Source organism: Bauldia sp., assembly GCA_037200845.1.
GTDB lineage: Bacteria > Pseudomonadota > Alphaproteobacteria > Rhizobiales > Kaistiaceae > DASZQY01.
Map to the genome: position 1 here is coordinate 2,381,934 of JBBCGQ010000001.1, position 24,320 is coordinate 2,406,253.

Sequence of the window (24,320 nt, forward strand, 5' to 3'; positions counted from 1 at the left end):
CCTCAGATCAGCGTGTCTAAGCCCCGCGTGAGCCCGACCAGCCCGACCACCTTACGCACCGCGAGCAACGTCCCGGCGACGTAGGGCGCCGCCGACGAACCCGCGTCATGGCGGATGGTCAGCCGCTCGTCGGGCGCGCCGAATATCGCCTCGACCGCGATGACGTACGACGGCAGGCGAAGCGAATGAAGCTGCACCGGCTTGCCCTCGCCGATCGCCGCGCCCCGCGCCTCCTTCGGACCGAGGATGTCGCCGACCGGCACCGACGATCCCTTGCCGCGAACGGCGGCTATGCGCTCGGCGAGCTCCTGCGTCGTGCCCGAGGGCACGTCCGGCTTCTTGGCCGAGGCGTAGTCGATCACCTCGACGTCCGGGATGTATTTCGCCGCCTCGACGGCGAAGCGCGTCAGCAGCGTCGCGGTGATGGAATAGTTGCCGGCGGCGATTACGCCCTTGCCGGCCTTTTTCGCTGCCGCGTCAATCTCGCGATAGTCGCCGGCGGTGAGGCCCGACGTGCCGATGACGACGTGCCGGCCCTTCGACAGCGCCAGCAGCGTGTGCGCCTTCACGACGCCCGGGTGCGTGTAGTCGACGACGACGTCGGAGGGCGCCGCGAGCGCCGCCTCCAGCGTCGGCACCATGCCCTCGCCCTTCCGCGCGACGCCTGCGGCGAGCATCAGGTCGTCAGCCTTCGCGATCGCCTTGACCAGTTCGCTGCCCGTCCAGCCGGTCGCACCGGCCACCACCACGCGGATCGTCATGTCTCTGTCCTTGCCATGCCGGGAAGCTGCGCCGGCTCCAGTCCGAGCTGATCGAGCACGCCGGCCATCGGCTGCGCCCACGCCTTGCCGGAAGTGAGATACGCCCGCCCCCCGGCCGGCGTGCCGGGAACTTCGCCGACGACCGACACGACGCGCCGCGCGATCGCCGGCGCCGGGTCGATCCAGTGCACCGGCCACGGCGCAACGGACGCGAAGTGCCCCTGCAGGAACGGGTAGTGCGTGCAGGCGAGCACGATGGTGTCGGTACGCTGCCCTTCGCGCTCGACGAACGCCGGCTCGATCTCCGCCCAGACGGCGGCGTCGTCGATCTGCTCGCCGCGCATGTAGGCCTCGGCGAGCGAAGCGAGATTCGCCGAGCCGACGAGGCGAACGTGGCAGTTGCCCGCGAATTCCTGGATCAGCGCGCGCGTATACTCGCGCTGCATCGTGCCGAAGGTGCCGAGCACGCTGATGAGGCCGCTGCGCGTCTCCGCCGCCGCCGGCTTTATCGCCGGCACCGTGCCGACGAACGGCACCTGGTGCGCGGCGCGGAGCGGCGGCAGCACGAGCGTCGATGCCGTGTTGCACGCGATGACCACCGCCGCCGGCTTCAGGATGTGTATCAGGCCGCCGACCATGCGGACGACGTGCTCGGTCAGGTCCGCCTCCGCCCAGTCGCCGTAGGGGAAGCCCGCATCGTCGGCGACGTAGACGATCTCCGCGGCCGGCAATGCGCGCGTGATCTCGCGCGCCACCGACAGGCCGCCGATACCGGAGTCGAATACGAGCAGCCGCGTCATGGCTTGCCCCGTTCGGTCGTCTCGTTGCCGTCGGGCGTCAGATGCGGCCGTGTCGGCCGCCGCTCCAGCGCCGCGATGATGCCGCGCATGGTGCGCACCTCCTGCTCGCTGAGCTGGGCGCGCTGCAGGAAGTTGCGGATGACCAGCGTGATGTGGTGGCGTTTCTGCGAAGGCCGGAAGAAGCCGGCGTCGTCGAGCGCGGCTTCCAGATGCTCGAACATGCCGACGAGCTGCTCACGCGAGGCGAGCGGCCGCGCTTCCTCGCCGAAGGGTAGCGTCGCGCCGCCCTCGCCCGCCAACCGCCACTCGTAGGCGAAGATCAGCACGGCCTGCGCGATGTTGAGCGAGGAAAAATCCGGATTGACCGGCAGCGTCAGTATCTCGTCCGCGAGCGAGATGTGTTCGTTCGTAAGGCCGCTCCGCTCGCGCCCGTAAAGCACGCCGACGGCGCCTCCCGCCGCGATCCGCGCCCGCGAGGCCTCCGCCGCGGCGCGCGGGCCGACCACCGGCTTCACGATCTCGCGCGATCGCGCCGTCGTCGCGTAGACAAAGTTGAGGTCCGCGATCGCCTCCTCCAGCGTCGCGAACACCTGCGTGCCGTCGATGACATGGTCGGCGCTCGCCGAGGCGGAGCGCGCCTTGTCGCTCGGCCAGCCCTCGCGCGGATTGACCAGCCGGAGGTGCGACAGGCCGAAATTCGCCATGGCGCGCGCCGCCGTCCCGATGTTTTCGGACAGTTGCGGCTCGACCAGGATGATCGCAGGCTCGGAATTCGGCGGCATCGAGCGCCCTCCTAGCCCATCGTCAGGCGCCGCACCAGCCGCGAGGTTGTATACTGGCGCCCTACCGAATCGGGGACGGAGAAACACCCATGACCAATGCCATGATGACACCCATGAGCCTGAGCGAAAGCGTGCGTGCCAACTGGGGCTGGATGCTGGCCCTCGGCATCCTGTTCATCGTCGGCGGCTTCTTCGCCTTCATCACCCCGTTCCTCGCCGGCATCGTCGTCGCGACCGTCGTCGGAGTGATCATCGTGCTGACCGGCATCGGCCAGATCGTCCACGCCTGGCGGATGCAGTCGTGGGGCGGCTTCATCTGGCAATTGATCATCGGCATCGTCCTGCTGGTCGGCGGCATCGGCATCTACCTCAACCCGGTCAGCGGCCTGATCACGCTGACGCTGCTCGCCGCGGTCATGTTCGTGGTCAAGGGCGTCTTCCAGATCATCCTCGGCTTCCAGCTCCGTCCGCACGACGGCTGGGGCTGGATCGTCGCCTCGGGCGTCATCGCCCTCATCGTCGGCGTCCTGATCTGGATCCAGTGGCCGATGTCGAGTGGCTATGCGCTGGGCACGCTCGCCGGCATCTCGCTGGCCTTCACCGGCTGGAGCTACGTCGCGATCGCGCTGGCGGCACGGCGGCTCGCTGCCTGATCGGGCAGATGTGACAAGACTTCCCGCGCGGGCTGCGGCAATATCTCCGCCGCAACCGCGCGGGAGGACCATGCGATGACTGCGTATAACGTCGTGCGCTTCCGGGTTAAGCCCGGCCGCGAAAAGGAATTCGTCGACCTGCACAAGGCCGACGGCATCAAGGGTTTCCGCAAGCTCGCCCTGATCAAGACCGGCGACCGCACCTACTGCCTGGTCGGCGAGTGGAACGCGATGGCCGATATCGTCGCCGCCCGCTCCGCCATGATCGCCAATCTCGACAAGCTACGCCCGCTGCTCGAGGACCTCGGCGGCGGCCTCGGCGTCACCGATCCGGTGTCCGGCGAAGCGGTGCTGGAACTGACCTAGCAACCGCTGCCTGTAGAGAAGCGCGGGCCGGTGCATCTGCCGCACCGGCGCGTCTTTGCACGCCCATCCGGCGATGTTAAACGGCGGTATAAATCGTACCCAGGGGGCCGTTCGCCATGCAGAAAATCAAGGTTGCCAATCCCGTCGTCGAGCTCGACGGCGACGAGATGACCCGCATCATCTGGCACCTGATCCGCGACAAGCTGATCCGGCCCTACCTTGACATCGACCTGCTCTACTTCGACCTCGGCATCGAAAACCGCGACCGCACCGCCGACAAGGTGACGGTGGAATCCGCCGAGGCGATCCAGCGCGTCGGCGTCGGCGTGAAGTGCGCGACCATCACGCCCGACGAAGCCCGCGTCGAGGAATTCGCCCTGAAGAAGATGTGGAAGTCGCCGAACGGCACGATCCGCAACATCCTCGGCGGCGTCATTTTCCGCGAGCCGATCATCTGCCAGAACGTGCCGCGCCTCGTCCCCGGCTGGACCAAGCCGATCATCATCGGCCGCCACGCCTACGGCGACCAGTACAAGGCGACCGACTTCCGCTTCCCCGGCAAGGGCAAGCTGTCGATCAAGTTCGTCGGCGAGGACGGCAAGGTGATCGAGCACGAGGTGTTCGACGCGCCCTCCTCGGGCATCGCCATGGGCATGTACAACCTCGACGATTCGATCCGCGATTTCGCCCGCGCCTCGATGAACTACGGCCTGTCGCGCAACTACCCGGTATACCTGTCGACCAAGAACACGATCCTCAAGGCCTATGATGGCCGCTTCAAGGACCTGTTCCAGGAAGTCTTCGACGCCGAGTTCGCGGCGAAGTTCAAGGCCGCCAAAATCACCTACGAGCACCGGCTGATCGACGACATGGTGGCGTCGTCGCTGAAGTGGTCAGGCGGCTACGTCTGGGCGTGCAAGAACTACGACGGCGACGTGCAGTCCGACACGGTGGCGCAGGGCTTCGGCTCGCTCGGCCTGATGACCTCGGTGCTGCTGACGCCCGACGGCAAGATCGTCGAGGCCGAGGCCGCGCACGGCACGGTCACCCGCCATTACCGCGAGCACCAGAAGGGCAAGGACACCTCGACCAACTCGATCGCCTCGATCTTCGCCTGGACGCGCGGCCTCGCCCACCGCGCCAAGCTCGACGACAACGCGCCGCTGGCGAAGTTCGCCTCGACCCTCGAGAAGGTCTGCGTCGACACCGTCGAGGCCGGGTACATGACCAAGGACCTGGCGCTACTCGTCGGCCCCGATCAGAAGTGGCTGACCACGACCGGCTTCCTCGACAAGGTCGACGAGAACCTCAAGGTGGCGATGGCGTAGCGCCGGCTACGGCGCCTTTTGCAGCACGCCGTTTGTTCTGTTGATCTGCCCCGCCGGGCGCCATGGCCGGCAGGGCTGCGCGATGACGTAGTGCAGTATGCCCAGGCCAAGGTTCACGTCGTGATATTTCTTGTTTTTGGCGCGCCCGAAGTCGGCCCACGACGCGTCATAGGCTTGCGTGACCGCCGTCTTCCAGGAAGTATCCACGTCGCTGGTGTTCAGCACCATCGGCGAGCTGAAGTTGGGCTTGCACTCCATCGGCGCGGCGTTCGCGACGGGCGCGGAGAGGAGCACGGCAGCGACTGCCACCGCGAATTTTCCGGTTTGAGCCATGGATCGACCTCCATCGGACGCCCCCGACTCTGATGATGCCGACGGCCGCCACGCCGGTCAAGAAAGCAGCCGTCCCTTGCCAAATGCTTCGGCAGGATTCCGGCGAGAATTGCTTCGGTTCTCCTTGTCGTCCGCGGGTTCGCGCCTAGGTCAGTGTCGACGCCGCGATTCCGCCGCGCCTCCCCTCTTTCCTTCTCGGACAAATCCCATGCGCTACAAGCAACTCGGCGGGACGGGCCTGCTCGTTTCCGAAATCTGCCTCGGCACCATGACCTTCGGCGGCCGCGGCATCTGGACCAACATCGGCGAAGTGGACCAGAAGAGCGCCGACGCCATCGTCAATCGCGCGCTCGAAGCCGGCGTCAATTTCGTCGACACCGCCAACGTCTATTCGGAGGGCCTGTCGGAGGAAATCACGGGCCAGGCGATGAAGAATTCCGGCCGGCCACGCAGCGATTTCGTCCTCGCCACCAAGGCCAACGGCTCGACCGGCAAAGGTCCCAACGACCGCGGCTCATCGCGCGGCCACATCATGGATGCGGTCAAAGCCAGCCTGAAGCGGCTCGGCACCGACCACGTCGACCTCTACCAGATCCACGGCCAGGACCAGGCGACGCCGGTCGAGGAGACCGTGCGCGCGCTGGACGACCTCGTCCGCCAGGGACACGTCCGCTACGTCGGCGTGTCGAACTGGGCGGCGTGGCGGATCATGAAGGCGCTGGGCATCGCCGACGCGCATGCGTGGGCGCGCTTCGCCTCGCTGCAGGCGTATTACACCATCGCCGGCCGCGACCTCGAGCGCGAGATCGCGCCGCTGCTCACCGACCAGAAGGTCGGGCTGATGGTATGGAGTCCGCTGGCCGGCGGCCTGCTTTCCGGCAAGTACGACCGCGACGGCAAGGCCGAGGGCACGGCGCGCCGTGCCAACTTTGATTTCCCGCCGGTCGACAAGGACCGCGCCTTCAACGCCATCGACGCGATGCGGCCGATCGCGACGGCACACGGCGTCTCGGTGGCGCGCATCGCGCTCGCCTGGCTGCTGCACAAGCCGTTCGTGACCACGGTGATCGTCGGCGCCCGCGACGTCGCGCAACTCGACGACAACCTGGCTGCGGTCGATGTGAAACTGACGGCGCACGAACTGGCCGCGCTCGACAAGGTGAGCGCCCTGCCCGCGGAATATCCCGGCTGGATGATCGAGCGGCAGAACGTCGGCCGACCGCTGAGCGTCTGACGTAGGGTTACGCGGCGGCGGGAATGGCGACCGAAGCCGCTCCCGCCTCCGCCATGACCTCCGCGGTCGGCGACGTCGCGACGCGATCGTAGTCGGCGCGCGACAATACGACGATCGGGCAGCGCCGCCCGTGCAGCGCCTCCGCCACCATCGCCCCGACCACGAGGATCGGGTCGGGCTCGGCGAGCACGATCGCCGCCGGCGCCTTGCCGAGACGGATGGCCTCGGCCAGCACGGTGCTCGACGACGACGAACCGCGGCCCGATGGCATGACCAGGACAACGCCGGCGAGCGAACGGCCATGCGCCGGATGATGCCGGTCGATGACCAGCCCCGCCTCCGGATCGTAGCCGCCCCAGAAGCTCAGCGGCGCGATCGCCGTCACGGGTCCCGATCCGCTGCCCGGTGTCAGACTGCGCCCGTCGAATCTCACGGCCGGCTCCGCGTCACGCGACCCGCCGCGGCCGAGGCCAGGCACTCCTCCAGCGAACCGAACGCTACGTCGATGCCGAGGTTGCCGGGCGCATAGTGCGCCCACTTGCCGGAGTTCGTCATCACCACGCCGGAGATTTCCCGCATCACGGACGTGACGTAGGTGCACGTATCGACGACGATGGTGAACCCCGCCGCCTCCAATGTTGGGAGCCAGCCGCGTTCGCCGAGCGCCGCGTAGGTATCGCGGGCGGTGTTGACGTAAAGATCGACGGACGGCGCCCGCTCGAACCCGGCGAGAAGCGGCATCAGCCGCGCAAACTCGGCAACCGAAAAATGCGGCGTCCCTAGCGCCACCGCCGAGACCGCCGCGCCGGGCCGCGCCGTCGAAAGCTGGTCGATCGCATCGCCGAGGTCGCGCTCGCCGAGCGCCACCACCCTTCCCGGTGCCACACCGCCGGTGGCGGTCGCAAGGTCGGGCGCCTCGGGCGTCAACCCGACGGCGTGGAACATCGCCATCGCCCCGCTCGACGCGCCGACTGCGCCGAGCGCCTTGAGGTCGTCCTCGCTGAGCGACGGCGGCAGGCCGACGATGGCCGCGATTTCGTTCCCCGCCCGCGCGCCGACGATGCTGCCGACGGCGACCGCAAGCGCATCGCCCGGCCACGAAGCGACGGCAGGCGGAACCGTGAAGACGATCGTCGCGAGCCGGTTCTCCGGCACATGCAACCCGGCATAGGGCACGCGGCCGGTCAGCGCCGCGGCAAGATCGATGAAGTCGCCGTAGCGGGCGGTGCGCGCACCGATCACCGAGTTGGCGAAGACGATTGCGTTCGACTCCGCCCACGCGATCTGCTCGCCGAGCACGGGCCGGAACAGCGTCTGGTAAGGCGCGCAGGTGAAACTTGAGACGCAACCCAGCGCCTCGTGCACCTCCATCAGCCGCCGCCCGGCCGCCCCCAGCGCCGGCGCACCGCGAAACAATTCCGGATGGATCAGGTCCATCGAGCCGACGTTCAGCGTCGTCGGCACGCACACCTTGCCGCCGAGCCGCAGCACATGCTCGGCAAAATCGAGGCTCGCCTCGCCGTGATAGAGGCATCCGTCGATGTGCGCGCGCGTGATGTCGATGAAGCGCTCCGCGCCGACCGCCTCGCCGTAGCGCACCAGCAGGCCCATGGCGAAAGCCGCCGCGCCGCCCTGCGCGCCGTCGAGCAGCGCCCGGTCCTGCGCCTCGAGATTCAGCATGGGCTCACGCGGTCGGCACCAGCACCGCCGGCCTGATCCGCCGGGCGAGCTCGGGATGGCGGGCGACCAGGTGCCGGAGGTCGATCCGGTCGAGCGCCAGGAGCTTCACCCGCGTCAGCGCCAGCGCGGAATAGTGCTCGGCCACCGCCTGCGGATCGGGCGCCACGCCGAACGATTCGTTGGCCACCAGCCGCCGCCGCGAATGGGTGAAGTCCACCTCCACCACGCCATCGGCGATTACGTAAAGCGCCTCGTCGCCCTGCTCCGGCTCGACGATCACCGTCCCCGCCTCGATCGTCATGGCGCGCAGGTGCGGCAGGATATCGCCCAGCACCTGCGAGCCGATGTCGGCGAACAGCGGAATGCGCGCCACCATGCCGAACGTGATGACGAAGCTGCGCTGGCGAACGACCTCGGCGAACGACGAGCCGATGATCGCGACCGGCAGCGCGATCATCAGGATGCCGCTGATCATGGTGACGCCGCCGATGATGCGGCCGAGCGCCGTCTTCGGGATGACGTCGCCGTAGCCGACGGTGGTAACCGTCTCCATCGCCCACCAGATCGCGTCGGGGATCGAGCCGAACACATCCGGCTGCACGGTGCGCTCGGCCATGTAGGCGAACGACGCCGCGACCAGCACGACCGAGACCAGGATCAGGAAACTCGCGAGCAGCGCCGAGCGCTCGCGCCGCAGCGCCTCGGCCAGCGACTGAAATCCGGTCGAGTAGCGCCCGAGCTTGAACAGCCGCAGCAGCCGCACCAGCACGACGATGCGCAGGTGCGTATCGGTGAACGCCTCGATGAAGAACGGCGCGATCGCGATGAGGTCGACAAGCGCCGCCGGCGTCACGGCGTAGGCGAGCCGCGCCCGCCACGCCGGCTTGCCGCGGGCCCGCGGATGCTCGACCGACACCCACAGGCGAACGAGATACTCGAACGAGAAGATGACCAGCGACACGATCTCTATGCCGCTGAACAGCCAGCCGTATTGCACCGCATAGGCGGCGACCGTCTCGAACACCGCCGCGACGACGTTGATCAGGATCAGCACAACCAGAAAGCCGGAGATGACACGCGGCAGGCGCGCGTGGCGATCCACCCGCTCAAGAAGATCGAAGACGCGACGGCGGAGTTCGTGCGACCGCGCCACCGTCGCCATCCCGCTTCAGCCGGCTTCCAGCGCGGCGGCGATGGCCGCGAGCGCCGCGTCGGCCTTGCCGCCATCGGGGCCGCCGGCCTGCGCCATGTCGGGCCGCCCGCCGCCGCCCTTGCCGCCCAGAACCTCGGAGCCGACGCGCACCAGATCGACCGCGCTGAATTTCGCGGTGAGGTCGTCGGTTACCCCGACCACCAGCCCGGCCTTGCCGTCCTCGGTGACGCCGACGATCGCCACGACGCCGGAGCCGACGCTTTTCTTGCCGTCGTCGACCAGGCCCTTGAGGTCCTTGGGCGCGATGCCCGAGACCGAGCGGCCGAGAAATTTCGTGGTGCCCGCGGTGCGGATGCCGGTGTCGGCGCCGTTCGATGCGCCGCCGCCCATCGCCAGCTTCTTGCGCGCGTCCGCCAGATCGCGCTCCAGCTTCCGCCGCTCATCCATCAGCGCCGCGGCGCGCTCGGCCGCTTCCTCCGGCCGCACCTTCAGCGCCAGCGCGACAGCGCGCAGCCGCTTCTCCTGATCGGCGAGATGCTTGCGCGCCGCCGCTCCGGTCAGCGCCTCGATGCGGCGCACGCCCGCCGCGACGCCGGCCTCGCCGACCAGCGTGATCAGGCCGATCTCGCCGGTGCGGCCGACATGCGTGCCGCCGCACAGCTCGACCGAGTACGTCTTGTCGGGCACGCCGCCGGGCTGCACGCCCATCGACACGACGCGCACCTCGTCGCCATACTTTTCGCCGAACAGCGCCATGGCGCCCGATTGCATCGCCTCGTCGCGGTCCATCAGCCGCGTCGTCACCGGCGCATCCTGCAGGACGACGGTGTTGGCGAGATCCTCGACCGCCTCGATCTCGTGCGCGTCCATCGGCTTCGGGTGCGAGAAGTCGAAGCGCAGGCGGTCGGGCGCGACCAGCGATCCTTTCTGCGCGACGTGCGAACCCAGCACGTTGCGGAGCGCCGCGTGCAAGAGGTGCGTCGCCGAATGATTGGCGCGGATCGCGGTGCGCCGCGGATTGTCGACCGACAGGCGCACGGCGTCACCGACCGACAGCGTGCCGTTGGCGACGCGGCCGTTGTGCACGAACAGGCCGTCGGCGCGCTTCTGCACATCGTTGATGACGGCGCCGCCCTTCTCGCCGACGATGATGCCCATGTCGCCCTGCTGGCCGCCGGACTCGGCGTAGAACGGCGTCTGGTTGACGACGACCGCGACCTCCTCGCCGGCCTTGGCCGACGCGACGCCTTCGCCCTTCTGCACCAGCGCGACGATCTCGCCCTCGGCGCTCTCGGTCTCGTAGCCGAGGAACTCGGTCGCCCCCAGCGCCTCGCGCAGCTTGAACCACACCGGCTCGGTCTGCGTGTCGCCGGACCCGGCCCAGCTTGCGCGCGCCTCCTCCTTCTGCTTCTCCATCGCCTTGTCGAAGCCGGCGGTATCGACGGAGATACCGCGCAGCTTCAGCGCGTCCTGCGTCAGGTCGAGCGGGAAACCGTAGGTATCGTAGAGGCGGAAGGCGACGTCGCCGGCGAGCGTGCCGCCGGAGGAGAGCGACGTCGTCGCCTCGTCGAGCAGCGTCAGACCGCGCTCCAGTGTGTGGCCGAAGCGGGTCTCCTCCAGCCTGAGCGTCTCGCGGATCAGCGCCTCGGCGCGCACCAGCTCCGGATAGGCGCGGCCCATCTCGGCGACCAGCGTCGGCACCAGGCGCCACATCACCGGCTCCTTGGCGCCGAGCAGATGCGCGTGCCGCATGGCGCGGCGCATGATGCGGCGGAGCACGTAGCCGCGGCCCTCGTTCGACGGCAGCACGCCGTCGGCGATCAGGAAGCTCGAGGCGCGCAGATGATCGGCGATGACGCGATGCGACGCGCGATTCTCGCCCTCGGCCTTGACGCCGATGACCTCGACGGACGCCGCGATCAGCGTCTTGAACAAATCGATGTCGTAGTTGGAGTAGACGCCCTGCAGGATCGCCGAGATGCGCTCCAGCCCCATGCCTGTGTCGATCGACGGCTTCGGCAGGTCGATGCGCTCGCCGCCCGGCAGTTGCTCGAACTGCATGAACACCAGGTTCCAGAACTCGAGGAAGCGGTCGCCATCCTCGTTCGGGCTGCCCGGCGGCCCGCCCTGCAGCGTCGGCCCCTGATCGATGAAGATTTCCGAGCACGGGCCGCACGGGCCGGTGTCGCCCATCTGCCAGAAATTATCGCTGGTCGCGATGCGGATGATGCGGTCGTCTGAGAAGCCGGCGATCTTCTTCCATAGATCGAAGGCGTGGTCGTCGGTGTGATAGACGGTGACCAGCAGCTTGTCCTTCGACAGGCCGAATTCCTTGCTGATCAGGTTCCACGCCAGCTCGATCGCGCGCTCCTTGAAGTAGTCGCCGAACGAGAAGTTGCCGAGCATCTCGAAGAAGGTGTGGTGGCGCGCGGTATAGCCGACGTTGTCGAGATCGTTGTGCTTGCCGCCGGCGCGCACGCTCTTCTGCGACGTCGTCGCACGCGGATAGGGCGGCGTCGAGCGGCCGGTGAAGTAGTCCTTGAACTGCACCATGCCGGCATTCGTGAACATCAGGGTCGGGTCGTTGCGCGGCACCAGCGGACTCGAGGCGACCTCGGTATGCCCGTTCGCAACGAAATAGCTGAGGAACTGGGAACGGATGTCGTTGACGCTGGGCATTCGGATGGGTGCTCGTGAAGAACCGCCGCGGCCGGCGCGGGAACGCCGGATAACCGCGCGTTTCTAGCGCCCCGGCGGTTGCGCTGTCCAATGATTGTGACGCCGGCTTATGGCTTAGCGCACGGCGAACGGCGTCTGCGGCACCAATGCGGAGGACAGACACCCCTCCCCAAAACCGCCTTGCGGTTTTGGCCCTCCCGCAAGGGGAGGGCTCAACAGGTGGAGTTTGTTGGAGCCGACGCTTCGGCAAGGATGAACCCTCCCCTTGTGGGAGGGTCAAACGGCAAAAGGCCGTTTGGGGAGGGGTGTCTCTCCTCCCCACTAACCCATCACGCCTCCGCGCGCGGGCTCCAGATGGCCAGCACATTCCCGCCCGGCTCCCGGAAATGGAATCGCCGTCCGCCGGGGAAGTCGTATTGCGGCACCACCACCGTACCGCCCGCAGCCAGCGCGGCTGCCTCGGCGGCGTCGAGATCGTCGGCATAAAGGATGACTAGCGGCAGCGCGGCCGGCTTCTCCGCCGCCGCTATGCCGCCGTCGATGCCGGCTTCGTTCCACGCCGTGTAGGACGGGCCATAGTCAGTGAAGGACCAGCCGAAAGCCTTCGCGAAGAAGGCCCGGCTGGCCGCGATGTCGGGGCTGGCGAACTCGATGTAGTTGATCGCGAGTTTCATCGAACGACCCATACGCTGGAGAAACGCTACCGTCCGATTACTCGGCCGCTTCGCCGTCGTCGTCGCTGGGGTCGGCGCGCTCGAGGAACTTCTCGGCGATCAGGCCGGAGTTCTCGCGGATCGACTTCTCGATCTTGGCGGCGATCTCGGGATTGTCCTTGAGGAACGCCTTGGCGTTCTCGCGGCCCTGCCCGAGGCGCTGGCTGTCGTAGGAGAACCAGGCGCCGGATTTCTCGATGATGCCGGCCTTGACGCCGAGATCGACCAGCTCGCCGGTTTTCGAGATGCCCTCGCCGTACATGATGTCGAATTCGACCTGCTTGAACGGCGGCGCCAGCTTGTTTTTCACCACCTTGACGCGGGTCTGGTTGCCGACGACCTCCTCGCGCTCCTTGATCGAGCCGATGCGGCGGATGTCGAGGCGCACCGAGGCGTAAAACTTGAGCGCATTGCCGCCGGTCGTCGTCTCCGGGCTGCCGAACATGACGCCGATCTTCATGCGGATCTGGTTGATGAAGATGACGGTGGTGTTGGAGCGCGAGATCGAGCCGGTGAGCTTGCGCAGCGCCTGGCTCATCAGGCGGGCCTGCAGGCCGGGCAACTGGTCGCCCATCTCGCCTTCGATTTCGGCCCGCGGCGTGAGCGCCGCCACCGAATCGATGACCAGCACGTCGATGGCGCCGGAACGCACCAGCGTGTCCACGATCTCCAGCGCCTGCTCGCCGGTGTCGGGCTGCGAAATGAGCAGGTCGTCGAGGCTGACGCCAAGCTTGCGGGCATAGGTCGCGTCGAGCGCATGTTCCGCGTCGATGAAGGCGCAGATGCCGCCCGCCTTCTGCGCTTCCGCGATCACCTGGAGGGTGAGCGTCGTCTTGCCCGAGGATTCCGGCCCGTAAATCTCGACCACGCGGCCGCGCGGCAGGCCGCCGATGCCCAGCGCTATGTCGAGGCCGAGCGAGCCGGTCGGCACGGTGCCGATCTCGACCGGCGACTCGTTCTTGCCCAGTCGCATGATCGAGCCCTTGCCGAAGCTCCGCTCGATCTGGCTAAGCGCAGCATCGAGCGCCTTCGACTTGCTCGCGTCCATGGAATTGCCCTCGATCACGCGAAGTGGTGTGGCCGGCATGTCTCGCTCCTTATTCGCCGGGGCCGCGTCGAAAGCCAGTGGGAAAGTGTGGCGCCCCTTGATGAATTTGAGTGTACACGTTTTGTTCTACAAGGCAAGAACGCGCTGTCCAAAATGTGTCAGCAGCAAACACAGCGCCATGCCGGCCGCCTCCTCCGACATCTCAAGTGACATCAACGGCGTGCAACTTGCTTCGGTGATTTGCCGGCACTGGCGGAATACCGAGGGGCGCGCGTGGATAAATACGATCTCATCGTCATCGGCAGCGGCCCGGCGGGACGCCGCTCCGCCATCCAGGCCGCCAAGCTCGGCCGCAGCGTCCTGGTCATCGAGAATCGCCTGCGCGTCGGCGGCGTGTCGGTCCACACTGGGACGATCCCGTCCAAGACTCTCCGCGAGACCGCGCTCAATCTCTCCGGCTGGCGCGAGCGCGGCTTCTACGGCCTGGCCTACCGCGTGAAGAAGGACATCGAGGGCAAGGACCTCGGCGTCCGCCTCAGGATGACGCTCGACTACGAGATCGAGGTGCTGGAGCACCAGTTCGCCCGCAACGGCGTGCGCACCTTCGCCGGCGTCGCCCGCTTCGCCGATCCCCATACGCTGGTGGTGAAGACCAGCAACGAGGAGCACACCTTCCGCGGCGAGAAGATCATCGTCGCGGTCGGCACCTCGCCCTACCGGCCGCCGACGATTCCCTTCAACGGCCGCAACGTCTTCGACAGCGACGACATCGCCACCGAGCCGCACGTGCCGCGCAGCCTCACCGTCGTCGGCGCCGGCGTCATCGGCATCGAGTATGCGACGATCTTCTCCGCCCTCGATGTGCCGGTGACCATCGTCGAGCCGCGCGACAATTTCCTCGAGTTCATCGATCGCGAGATCATCGACGAATTCATGCACGACCTGCGCAAACGCGGCGTCCAGTTCCGCCTCGGCGCCAAGGTCGACCGCGTCGAGGTCGACGACCAGGGCTACGCCGTCTCCTTTCTGTCGGACGGGCGCAAGGTCCGCACCGAGATGCTGCTCTACGCCGCCGGCCGCGTCGGCGCGACCAAGGATCTCGGGCTGGAACATTGCGGCATCGCCACCGACAACCGCGGGCGCATCGAGGTCGACCGCAAGACGTTCCAGACCTCCGTGCCGCACATCTATGCTGCCGGCGATGTCATCGGCTTCCCGAGCCTCGCCTCGACGTCGATGGAACAGGGCCGCATCGCCGCCTGCCATGCCTTCGGCGCGCCGGTGCCGACCGCGCCGGAATATTTCCCGTATGGCATCTACGCGGTGCCCGAAATCTCGACCGTGGGCATGACCGAGGCGCAGGCGCGCGACGCCGGCATCGGCTACGAGATCGGCATCGCCCGCTTCCGCGAAATCTCGCGCGGCCACATCATGGGCCTCGACTCGGGGATGATGAAGCTGGTGTTCTCGCTGGCGGATCGGAAGCTGCTCGGCGCCCACATCGTCGGCGAAGGCGCGACCGAACTGATCCACATCGGCCAGGCGGTGCTCAACCTCGGCGGCACGATCGACTATTTCGTCGGCAACGCCTTCAATTATCCGACGCTGGCCGAGGGCTACAAGATCGCGGCGCTCGATGCTTACAACCGCATGGGTCCGGCCTAGGCACGGCCTTGCCCGCACGAAAAACGAAAGGCCGCCAACATGGCGGCCTTCGCTATTTATGCCTCGCTCGGACTAGCCGCAGGAATGGCGGAAGCCGTCGAAGCCGAGGTACGTGCGCGAGCCGATATCGTAGCTCTTGAAGTGCTGCACGCAGTACGAAACGGTGTGGTTCGACTGGCTGATCGCCGTGCCGAGGAACGTCCCGGCGATCAGGCCGAGAATTCCGGCCGCGACCGCGTTGCCGCCGTTGTTGTTGTAGCCGTTGTAGTGCTGGTTCCGGTGCTGCTGGCGCCACTGCCAGTTATTCTGGTTCTGCTGCCAGTTGTACTGCCCGGCCTCGGCGGCCGGGGCTGTGACGGCGAGCGTGCCGACCGCGAGCATTGCAGCGGCTGCCAAGCTTGTGACGATGGTTCTGGTGCGACTGGTCATGGTGGTTCCTCCTGGAAAGGGGCCCGACCGGGTCGGGTACCTGGTAGGAAGTAACGCGCCGCGGCCGGCATCGTTCCGCGATGCCTAGAGATCGAAGCTTTCGCCCCGCTTCGGCATGATCGCCTGCGTGCCCGTAAGCAGCCCCGCGAACGTCGTCATCACCGCCTCGTCGCCATGCACGAGAAAGGTCCGTGCGGCCTTCGACGGCGCCTGCCACGAGAGCAGCTCCGCCTGCCCCGCGTGCGCCGAGAAACCGTTGATCGTGTAGACCTTCGCCTTTACCGGAATCTCCTCGCCCATCAGCTTCACGGTCTTGGCGCCGTCGACGATCAGGCGTGCCAGCGTGCCCTGCGAGGCGAAGCCGACGAACACGATGCCGGTCTCGCGCCGCCAGATGTTGTGGCGGATGTGGTGGCGGATGCGCCCGCCGGTCGCCATGCCGGAGCCGGCCATGATGATCGCGCCGCCGCGGATCGTGTTGAGCTTGATCGAGTCGGCCGTCTCGCTGGTGAAATGCAGACCGGGCAGATTGAGCGGATCGTCGCCGCCCTTGAACAGCGCCACCGCCTCCGCCGACAGGCACTCGAAATGATGACGGAAGATTTCCGTCGCCGAGATCGCCATCGGCGAATCGAGGAACACCTGCACCGCCGGCGCGAGCCGGCTTTTGGCGATCGCATCGTGCAGCGCGAACAGCAGCTCCTGCGCCCGCTCCAGCGCGAAGGTCGGAATGATGACGTTGCCGCCGCGCGCGAAGGTCTCGTCGATCGCCTTGTAGAACTCGGCGACCGACACATCGTAGGGCTTGTGGTTGCGGTCGCCGTAGGTCGTCTCCATCACGACGACATCCGACTCCGGCGGCAGCGTCGGCGGGTTCATCAGCGGCCGGCCGCTGTTGCCGATGTCGCCCGACATCGTGACGCGGCGCTTCTCGCTCCCCTCCGTAAGCTCGAGGAAGATAGACGCCGAGCCAAGGATGTGGCCGGCATCGAGGTAGGTCGCGCGAATACCGGGCGCCACCTCGATCGGCTGCCGGTACGTGGCGACACGGCCGAAGAAATCCTGGACGTTCATCGCATCGAGCAGCGTGTAGAGCGGCTCGACGTTCGGCACCTCGCCGTTGCGGCGCGAGAAGTGGCGCGAGCGGTGCCCCGCGTCTTCCTCGGCTATCCGCGCCGAATCGATCATTACCAGCCGCGCCAGCTCGCGCGTCGCCGCCGTCGCAATGATCTCGCCCTTGAAGCCGCGCTTGGCGAGCAGCGGCAGCCGCCCGCAATGATCGAGGTGCGCGTGGGTCAGCAGCAGGAAGTCGATCGCCCTCGGGTCGAAGTCGAACGGCTCGGCATTGTCCTCGTCGAGGTCGCGGCTGCCCTGGAACATGCCGCAGTCGATCAGGATGCGCTTGCCGTTGCATTCGATGAGGTGGCAGGAGCCGGTGACCTCGCGGTCGGCGCCGTGGAAGGAAATCTTCAAGGTCGGGGATTCCTGATGGCGGGCGGCGGATAATAGTCGCCGGGCGCGGCATTGATAGCCGCTGCGGAGCGGCGGAAATTGACAATTTTCATCAATATCGCGGCATGACATGCGTGGAATCATTCGCAAGTCGGCGTCACCATGGCTAAAACCGGTGGCAGCCGGGGGCACGAGCATCAGCACATGGAAGATCACGCGCGGCCGTTCGATACGGTGACCGTCTTCGGCGGCGCCACGCTGGACCGCGTCGCGCGCTCGAGCGCGCCGCCGGTGATGGGCGCCTCCAACCCCGGCACCGTCCGCCACCTGCCGGGCGGCGTCGGCTTCAACGTCGCCACCGTGCTTGCCCGCCTCGGCTTCCCGACGCGCATGGCGACCGTCGTCGGCAGCGACGCCGCCGGCGAGGCGATCGTCAACGCCGCGAAAGTCGCCGGCATCGATACCGCCGGCATGACGGCGCTGAAGGGCGCCACCACCGCCGGCTACCACGCCACCTTCGACGACACCGGCAACTTGATCATCGGCATCGCCGACATGAAGATCTGCGAGCAGATCACGCCGGCGATCATTGTCGAGGCCGTAGCGAAAAGCGGCCCGCGCGACTTCTGGGTGATCGATGCCAACCTGCCGGCCGAGACGCTGGAGTTCCTGGCCTCGGAAGCGACCCACGCCCGCCGCCCGATCGCGGCGCTGACCGTTTCGCCGGCAAAGGCCGTGCGTCTCGTCCCGATCCTCGACGACCTCACCTACGTCTTCACCAACCGCAAGGAAGCCGCGACCCTGCTCGGCCGCGATCCCGACGACGTCGCACTGTCGCCGATGGCGATGGCGACCGAGTTGGCCGGCCACCGCTCGGCGAGCATCATCGTCACCAACGGCACCGAGCCGCTGGCGGTGGCAAGCGGCGGCGAGGTCCGTTCGTTCATGCCGCTGCGCGCCGCCGCCCGTGGCGTCAACGGCGCCGGCGACTCGCTTGCCGCCGGCACCATCCTCGGCCTCGCCGAGGGCCACACGCTCTACGACGCCGTCCGCTTCGGCCTTGCCGCCGCCGCGCTTGCAGTGGAGGCCGGCAGCATCATCGCCGCCCCGTTCAGCGCCGACGCGCTGGCCGAGCGCCTCGCCGGACCGGCCAGCCGCGAGCGCATCGCGTCGTGACGAAGCCGCCGCTGGTCATCTCCGACGAGGTCGCCGCCGCGCTCGCCGCGCATCGCCCCGTCGTGGCGCTGGAAACCACCATCGTCAGCCACGGCATGCCGTGGCCGCAGAATTTCGAAACCGCGCAGGGCGTCGAGGCGGAAGTGCGCGGCGCCGGCGCAGTCCCGGCGGCCATCGCCGTCATCGACGGCAAGCTCCGCGTCGGCCTCGATCTCAAGACGCTGGAATGGCTCGCCAAGGCGAAAGACGTGCTGAAGCTGTCGTCGGCCGACCTCGCCTACGCCCTCTCCGCCGGCAAGCACGGCGCCACCACCGTTGCCGCCACGATGATCGCCGCAAAACTTGCCGGCATCCCGGTGTTCGCCACCGGCGGCATCGGCGGCGTCCACCGCGGCGCCGAGACGACCTTCGACATCTCGGCCGACCTGACCGAACTCGGCCGCACCGGCGTCGTCGTGGTGGCGGCCGGCGCCAAGGCCTTGCTCGACGTGCCGAAGACGCTGGAGTTCCTGGAGACACAGGGCGTACCGGTCGTCTGCTATCGCAGCGACGAGTTCCCCGCCTTCTGGTCGCGGTCGAGCGGCCTCCCCGCCCCGCTCCGGATGGATTCTCCTGCGGCGATCGCCGCCTTCATCCGCGCCCGCAACGGCCTCGGCATGACCGGCGGCGTGCTGATCGCCAACCCGATCCCGCCGGGCGACGAGATCCCGGCATCGGAGATACGCCCGGCCATCGAGGCCGCCGTCGCAGCCGCCGCCCGCGACGGCATCGCCGGCAAGGGCGTGACACCGTATCTGCTCGACGCGATCCTGAAACATACCGGCGGACGCAGCCTGACGGCCAACATCGCGCTGGTCCGGAACAACGCGCGCCTCGCGGCCGAAATCGCGGTGGCGCTCACGGGCTAATCCCACTGACGTCGTCCCCGCGGATGCGGGGACGAAACGAAGAGGATGCGCGAGCTCGCCGCCCCTCCCTCGTCGCCCCGGCAAAAGCGGGGGCCAGCGCTACCGCCAGACAAGGACGTAACGCCCGCGCTGGATTCCGGTTTCCGCCGGAATGACGAGGAGAAACCTCCCGCATTAGCCCGTTGTTGAGAAACCCTGAGGCAAAGTGCGCGCCATGCAGACGCGCACGATCGCCCAGTCCAGCCTAACCGGCGCCTTGATCGCCGGCCTGCCGCCGACCCGCTTCCGCGACATCGACCGGCGGCTTGCGGCCGCGATCCTGATCGTCACCGCCCTCGCCATGCTGGTGCTGCTGGCGATCGCGCTTCGCTTCACCCCGCCGGCGGAAGCGCCCGACACGGACAACGGCGACCGGGCGATGTACGAGCGCGTCGTCGAACGCATGCACGCCGGCGAGAATTACTACACCGCCGCCCACACCGAGCTGCACGACGGCCGCTACGGCACCCAGTCCGTCTTCAACTGGCGCCTGCCGACGCTGTCATGGATCGACAGCCGCTTCCCCTCGCTGCTGTGGGCCAGCATCGTCCTCGGCCTCGGCGCCATCGGCGCCGTCTTTGCCGGTGCCAAGCTGGTGCGCGACACCGCCGACAAGCCGACGGCCTACATCGCCGCCTTTGCCCTCGCCATGTGCCTCGCCGCCTGCGCCACCGGCGCCGGCGTGCTGTTCACCGAGATCGTCGCCAGCGTGATGATCCTCGCCTCCGCCTCGGCCTACGGCCTCAAGCGCCCGGCGATCGGGTTCGTCCTCGCGCTGGCCGCGCTGTTCGTGCGCGAACTGGCGGCGCCGTACGTGCTGGTGTGCATCTATTTCGCCTGGCGCGACGGCCGCCGCTCCGAGCTGGCCGGATGGGCCGCGGGCCTCGTCGCGTTCTTCGCCTACTTCGCCTGGCACTACATGATGGTGGAGGGCCAGCACGCGGCGGGCGACTTCTCCTACGTCGACGGCTGGATCCAGTTCGGCGGCATGTCCTTCGTGCTGTCGACCGCCGCCTTCAACGGCATGCTGCTCGCCGCCCCGCTCTGGGTGTCCGCCATCGTCGTGCCGCTCTGCCTTCTCGGCCTGATCGGCTGGCGCGCACCCGAAGCCGCCCGCATCGGCGTCACCGTCGCGGTCTACATGGCGACGTTCCTGATCGTCGGCAAAGCCTTCAACGACTACTGGGGCGCGCTCTACACGCCGCTGATGAGCATGGGCCTGGCTTTCGCGCCGGCCGCGATCCGCGATCTGGTGACGCACCGGGCCTGACCCAACTCCGCTTTCCCCGGGAAGGCGGGATCCAGGTAACGAAGCGCGCTCGCGCTGGCGGTCGGTCCTGCTGACGGACCTGGATCCCCGCCTTCGCGGGGACAGCGGGAGTGGAGTTACCGCCCCAGCGTCTCCTTCACCGCGACGGCAAGCTGCTTCAGCGAGAACGGCTTCGGCAGGAAGGAGAATTTCTCGCCGTCCGGCAGGTTCTTGCGGAAGGCATCCTCGGCGTAGCCCGAGATGAAAATGATCTTGAGGTCGGGCCGGGTCTTGCGCAACTCGCGCAGCATCGACGGGCCGTCGAGTTCCGGCATGACGACGTCCGATACGACGAGATCGACCGCGCCGCCCGATTCCTTCATCACCTCGAGCGCGTCGATGCCCGACGTTGCCTCGAACACCTTGTAGCCGCGCGACTGCAGCGCGCGGGCGGCGAAGGCGCGGACGGCTTCCTCGTCCTCGACCAGCAGGATCGTCGCCGTGCCGGTGAGGTCGGCGATCTCGGCATTGGTTTCGACCTGGCCGGCGGTGACTTCGCCCGCCGCCGGGATGTAGCGCGGCACGAAGATGCGGAAGACCGTGCCCGAGCCGAACACCGAGGTGAAGAAGATGTGCGCCCCGGTCTGCTTGACGATGCCGTAGACGGTGGAGAGGCCGAGGCCGGTGCCCTTGCCGACCTCCTTGGTCGAGAAGAACGGCTCGAAGATTTTGGCCTGCACCTCCGGGGACATGCCGGTGCCGGTGTCCTCGACTTCGATCAGCACGTAGTCCGCCTTGGGCAGCGGCTTGTAGCCGAACTGCTGGCTGTCGGCGGCATCGAGGTTGCGCGTGCGGATCGACATCGTGCCGCCGGCGGGCATCGCGTCGCGGCCGTTGACCGCGAGGTTGATCACGACCTGCTCGAACTGATTGAGGTCGAACTTGATCGGCCAGAGGTCGCGGCCGTGGTTCATCTGCAGCTTGACGTTCTCGCCGAGCAACCGCTCGAGCAGGATCGAGATGTCCGAGAGCGTGTCGCGCAGCAGCAGCACCTGCGGGCGGAGCGTCTGGCGGCGCGAGAAGGCGAGCAGTTGGCGCACCAGGCCGGCGGCCCGGTTGGCGTTCTGCTTGATGTTCATGATGTCCTGGAAGGACGGGTCGCTCGGCCGGTGGTTGGCGAGCAACAGGTCGGAGAAGCCGATGATCGCGGTCAGCACGTTGTTGAAGTCGTGCGCGATGCCGCCGGCAAGCTGGCCGACCGAATCCATCTTCTGCTGCTGGCGGACCTGGTTTTCCAGCGTCCGCTGCTCGGTGATGTCGATGGCGTTGACGATCACCGCCTCGATGCCGCCCGCACCTTCGGCGACCGGGTTGATGTAGAAGCGGACGCTGCGCTCGCGATCGGCCGACAGCGTCGCGTCGATCTGCACGACGCCCTGCCCCTCGGTCGCCGACTTCAGCGCATCGGCAAGCTTGGCGCGCTCGGTCTCGCCGACCAGATCGACCAGCCGGCGCGAGCCGCCGCCCATGATCGAGGTGCCGAACAGGCGCAGGAACGACGCGTTGGTGCGCCCGATGCCGCCCTTGGCATCGATCGCGGCAATGGCGATCGGCGTGTTGTTGAAGAAGCGCGAGAAGCGCACCTCGGCGGCACGCAGCGCCTCGGAGCTTTCCTCACCCGGGCTGCGGTTGAGCACCAGCGTCCGCGTCGCGCCCGGCGCGCCGTCGGCGGTGACCGGCACGCGGTGCAGGAGGCGCACCGGCAAACTCTGGCCGTTCTGCTTGGTGAGATCGAGGTCGATGACGGTCGTGCGGTTGCGCGTCTCTTCCTCTGACGGCGACGACAGCAGCGCGATCGCGTCGCCACGCACGATCGAGGCGAGCGTCAGCGAGCCCGGCTCGAAGCGCGTGAGATCGATACCCAGCCACTCGGCGAGCGTCGCATTGAGATAGACGATGCGGCCGTCGGGCTCCGCCGACAGGAAGCCGGCGGGCGCGTGGTCGAGATAATCGATTGCGTACTGCAGTTCCTGGAAGACCGATTCCTGCCGCAGGCGTTCGCTCGAAATGTCGGCGACGCGCCAGGCGATCAGCGGACGCTTGCGGCCGCTGACGGCGAGCGGCCGGCCGGAAATGCGATACCAGCGCGCCCCCTCGCCGCTTGCGGCGTCGAGCGGCCCCGGCATGCGCACCTCTTCCTCGCCGGTGTCGCCTTCGCGCACGTGCTGCGCGATCCGGTAGATCGCCTCGGTCGCATCGGCATTGCCGGAAAACGCCCGCTCGACCGAGTGCACTTCCTTGGCGTCGGTCGCGCCGATCAGTTCGCCGTAGGCGCGGTTGGCGTAGACGAAGCGCCCGACGAGGTCGGTGAGGATGACGCCCTCGCCCATCGCATCGACGAACGCCTTGCCGACGCTGTCGTCCTGCCCGCGCGCCGTGAAGCGGATGATGCCGATGGCGCCGCCGAGCAGCGCCACCACGCCGACCATCGAGAGAATGCCGAGCAGGCCCAGCAGGAACGGCTCGCCGCGATCCGGCTGCAGGAGCATGAGGCCGATCGAAACGCCGACCAGCGCGAAGGAGAGAACGATCAGCCGACCGACACCACTGATGCGTTCCGTCCGGTCGAGGACCGGCTGAACGGGCGCTGGCGTCGTTGCGCGATCGGACATGAAGGACGCTTGGTGCCCCCGGGCGGCTCGCGAATCAGTCTCGGGCGGAGTGAATCAAATCGGGCGCCGCTATCCAAGGACAATGGTCACACCGGCCGCATAATTCAACGCGACCGCAGCATTCCCACCACGCCGGCACACCGCGCCGCCTCGCATTCCAGAATAGTTCGCCGGAAAAAGTTGTCTTTCGCGGCGATTGCGCCAAACTGACAATGCCAATGGCGGCATGGCACGGAAGATGCGGGGCGAAAGCCGATGTTCGGCTCTTGGGGCGGATTGATCCTCCAGTTCACGATCACCCTGGTGGTCGTACTGGTCCTGATCGCCGTGGTTTACTGGCTGGTTCGCCGCTATTCCTCCGGTGGTCTTGGCCGTATCGGCCGCGGTCGCGTGCCGCGCCTGGCGGTGATCGACGCCATGCCGGTCGACGGCCGCCGGCGCCTGGTGCTGGTGCGCCGGGACAACGTCGAGCACCTGATCCTGATCGGCGGACCGACCGACATCGTGGTCGAGCAGGCGATCGTGCGGCCCCGCCAGCGCCCTGCTGCGGCGCGCCCGCAGACTTCGGCCCCGCCTGCCCCGGCAGCCAACGACCCGCCGTTCGAGGCGCCGTTTGCCCCCGAAAATTCACCGATCCCCTTCCCGACGGCGCGCCCGCAGTCGGCCGCCGGCGCCCCGCCGCCGTCGTATCGTGCCGAAAATCCGCCGATGGCGCCCGCCGCCTCGGCGCCGCCGCCACCCGCCTACCCGCCGGCCACCGCGCAGCCGATCGAGCGCCCGTTCTCGCCGATACGGCGCGCCACCGCGACGGCGCCCCGCCCGGAACCAGCGCCCGCGCCGCCCCCGGCACCGACCGTGGTCCAGTTCGAGCCGATGGCCGACACGGCACCGCTGTTCCCCGAACTGCCGCAGGCCCCGACCTATGACGAAGCTGCCGGCACGCCCTTCAGCCGCCGCGCCGGCGACCTCAACGGCTCCGGTACCCACGAGCCCGAACCGGAGCCGGAAGCCAATCCCTACGCCGCGCCGAGTCCCTCCGCCGACGAGACGGCGGCGAAGGTGAACGACCTCGAGCGCGAGATGGCCCGCCTGCTGGGCGAGATCACCGCCAAGCGTCCGTAGGCGGTTTTCCGCAGTTTTCCGCCACTTTAACCCACGCTGAAACGTGACGTTTTCGTCATGTTCTTGTTGTTGTTCCTG

The 24,320-nt window shown here is 67.8% G+C and carries 22 protein-coding genes; 9 read left to right on the plus strand and 13 right to left on the minus strand.

Going from position 1 to position 24,320, the window contains the following annotated elements:
• Positions 1-2 precede the first annotated feature (2 nt).
• Genes WDM94_11855 through WDM94_11865 form a run of 3 tightly spaced genes read right to left on the minus strand, consistent with a single transcriptional unit; the run spans position 3 to position 2,343 of the window.
• Positions 3-761, minus strand: coding sequence for a dihydrodipicolinate reductase C-terminal domain-containing protein (locus tag WDM94_11855; GenBank protein MEJ0013291.1), 759 nt, complete (start codon positions 759-761; stop codon positions 3-5).
• Positions 758-1,561 (minus strand): glutamate racemase, encoded by an 804-nt coding sequence (murI, locus tag WDM94_11860; GenBank protein ID MEJ0013292.1) that lies wholly within the window; start codon positions 1,559-1,561, stop codon positions 758-760. Before murI ends, WDM94_11855 begins: the two co-directional genes overlap by 4 nt.
• Complete coding sequence (locus WDM94_11865; protein MEJ0013293.1) at positions 1,558-2,343, minus strand: RNA methyltransferase; 786 nt, start codon at positions 2,341-2,343, stop codon at positions 1,558-1,560. Before WDM94_11865 ends, murI begins: the two co-directional genes overlap by 4 nt.
• 89 nt (positions 2,344-2,432) lie before the next feature.
• Here WDM94_11865 and WDM94_11870 point away from each other — a divergent pair, with 89 nt between their 5' ends.
• The 3 genes from WDM94_11870 (at position 2,433) to WDM94_11880 (ending at position 4,690) form a co-directional block, all read left to right on the plus strand.
• Positions 2,433-2,996: an HdeD family acid-resistance protein gene (locus WDM94_11870; GenBank protein MEJ0013294.1), complete on the plus strand. Its 564-nt coding sequence runs from the start codon at positions 2,433-2,435 to the stop codon at positions 2,994-2,996.
• A 75-nt stretch (positions 2,997-3,071) separates the two neighbouring features.
• On the plus strand, positions 3,072-3,362 hold the full coding sequence (locus WDM94_11875) for a DUF718 domain-containing protein (GenBank protein ID MEJ0013295.1): 291 nt from the start codon (positions 3,072-3,074) through the stop codon (positions 3,360-3,362).
• A gap of 116 nt (positions 3,363-3,478) precedes the next feature.
• Positions 3,479-4,690 (plus strand): NADP-dependent isocitrate dehydrogenase, encoded by a 1,212-nt coding sequence (locus WDM94_11880; GenBank protein ID MEJ0013296.1) that lies wholly within the window; start codon positions 3,479-3,481, stop codon positions 4,688-4,690.
• A gap of 6 nt (positions 4,691-4,696) precedes the next feature.
• Here the strand turns inward: WDM94_11880 and WDM94_11885 are convergent, their stop codons facing one another.
• Positions 4,697-5,023, minus strand: a complete 327-nt coding sequence (locus WDM94_11885; protein ID MEJ0013297.1) for a hypothetical protein — start codon at positions 5,021-5,023, stop codon at positions 4,697-4,699.
• Between the two features lie 208 nt (positions 5,024-5,231).
• On the opposite strand from WDM94_11885, the gene WDM94_11890 reads away from it, so the two are divergent.
• Positions 5,232-6,257, plus strand: coding sequence for an aldo/keto reductase (locus tag WDM94_11890; protein ID MEJ0013298.1), 1,026 nt, complete (start codon positions 5,232-5,234; stop codon positions 6,255-6,257).
• Positions 6,258-6,264: 7 nt separating this feature from the next.
• Here WDM94_11890 and WDM94_11895 read toward each other — a convergent pair whose 3' ends face one another.
• The 6 genes from WDM94_11895 to recA all read right to left on the minus strand — a co-directional run bounded on the left by WDM94_11895 (position 6,265) and on the right by recA (position 13,569).
• Positions 6,265-6,642, minus strand: a complete 378-nt coding sequence (locus tag WDM94_11895) for a DUF126 domain-containing protein (GenBank protein ID MEJ0013299.1) — start codon at positions 6,640-6,642, stop codon at positions 6,265-6,267.
• A 44-nt stretch (positions 6,643-6,686) separates the two neighbouring features.
• The gene (locus WDM94_11900) at positions 6,687-7,937 is read right to left on the minus strand and encodes an aconitase X catalytic domain-containing protein (protein ID MEJ0013300.1); all 1,251 of its coding nucleotides are present in this window, start codon (positions 7,935-7,937) and stop codon (positions 6,687-6,689) included.
• Positions 7,938-7,941: 4 nt separating this feature from the next.
• Positions 7,942-9,090, minus strand: coding sequence for a cyclic nucleotide-gated ion channel (locus WDM94_11905; protein ID MEJ0013301.1), 1,149 nt, complete (start codon positions 9,088-9,090; stop codon positions 7,942-7,944).
• A 15-nt stretch (positions 9,091-9,105) separates the two neighbouring features.
• The gene (gene alaS / locus WDM94_11910; protein MEJ0013302.1) at positions 9,106-11,769 is read right to left on the minus strand and encodes an alanine--tRNA ligase; all 2,664 of its coding nucleotides are present in this window, start codon (positions 11,767-11,769) and stop codon (positions 9,106-9,108) included.
• A gap of 329 nt (positions 11,770-12,098) precedes the next feature.
• The gene (locus WDM94_11915) at positions 12,099-12,443 is read right to left on the minus strand and encodes a VOC family protein (GenBank protein ID MEJ0013303.1); all 345 of its coding nucleotides are present in this window, start codon (positions 12,441-12,443) and stop codon (positions 12,099-12,101) included.
• A 37-nt stretch (positions 12,444-12,480) separates the two neighbouring features.
• Entirely contained in the window at positions 12,481-13,569 is a 1,089-nt protein-coding gene (recA, locus tag WDM94_11920) for a recombinase RecA (GenBank protein MEJ0013304.1), read from the minus strand.
• A 234-nt stretch (positions 13,570-13,803) separates the two neighbouring features.
• Here recA and sthA point away from each other — a divergent pair, with 234 nt between their 5' ends.
• Positions 13,804-15,195, plus strand: a complete 1,392-nt coding sequence (gene sthA, locus WDM94_11925) for a Si-specific NAD(P)(+) transhydrogenase (protein ID MEJ0013305.1) — start codon at positions 13,804-13,806, stop codon at positions 15,193-15,195.
• Between the two features lie 72 nt (positions 15,196-15,267).
• On the opposite strand, the gene WDM94_11930 is transcribed toward sthA, so the two are convergent.
• Positions 15,268-15,624, minus strand: a complete 357-nt coding sequence (locus WDM94_11930) for a BA14K family protein (GenBank protein MEJ0013306.1) — start codon at positions 15,622-15,624, stop codon at positions 15,268-15,270.
• 84 nt (positions 15,625-15,708) lie between these two features.
• Entirely contained in the window at positions 15,709-17,097 is a 1,389-nt protein-coding gene (locus WDM94_11935) for an MBL fold metallo-hydrolase (GenBank protein MEJ0013307.1), read from the minus strand.
• Positions 17,098-17,238: 141 nt separating this feature from the next.
• Between WDM94_11935 and WDM94_11940 the strand changes: the two genes are divergently transcribed.
• From WDM94_11940 to WDM94_11950, 3 genes are all read left to right on the plus strand, one after another.
• On the plus strand, positions 17,239-18,252 hold the full coding sequence (locus WDM94_11940; protein MEJ0013308.1) for a PfkB family carbohydrate kinase: 1,014 nt from the start codon (positions 17,239-17,241) through the stop codon (positions 18,250-18,252).
• The gene (locus WDM94_11945) at positions 18,249-19,160 is read left to right on the plus strand and encodes a pseudouridine-5'-phosphate glycosidase (GenBank protein ID MEJ0013309.1); all 912 of its coding nucleotides are present in this window, start codon (positions 18,249-18,251) and stop codon (positions 19,158-19,160) included. Before WDM94_11940 ends, WDM94_11945 begins: the two co-directional genes overlap by 4 nt.
• A gap of 214 nt (positions 19,161-19,374) precedes the next feature.
• Positions 19,375-20,469, plus strand: a complete 1,095-nt coding sequence (locus WDM94_11950) for a hypothetical protein (GenBank protein ID MEJ0013310.1) — start codon at positions 19,375-19,377, stop codon at positions 20,467-20,469.
• A gap of 116 nt (positions 20,470-20,585) precedes the next feature.
• Here the strand turns inward: WDM94_11950 and WDM94_11955 are convergent, their stop codons facing one another.
• The gene (locus tag WDM94_11955; protein ID MEJ0013311.1) at positions 20,586-23,120 is read right to left on the minus strand and encodes a PAS domain-containing protein; all 2,535 of its coding nucleotides are present in this window, start codon (positions 23,118-23,120) and stop codon (positions 20,586-20,588) included.
• A gap of 255 nt (positions 23,121-23,375) precedes the next feature.
• Here WDM94_11955 and WDM94_11960 point away from each other — a divergent pair, with 255 nt between their 5' ends.
• Entirely contained in the window at positions 23,376-24,242 is an 867-nt protein-coding gene (locus WDM94_11960) for a flagellar biosynthetic protein FliO (protein MEJ0013312.1), read from the plus strand.
• Positions 24,243-24,320 lie beyond the last annotated feature (78 nt).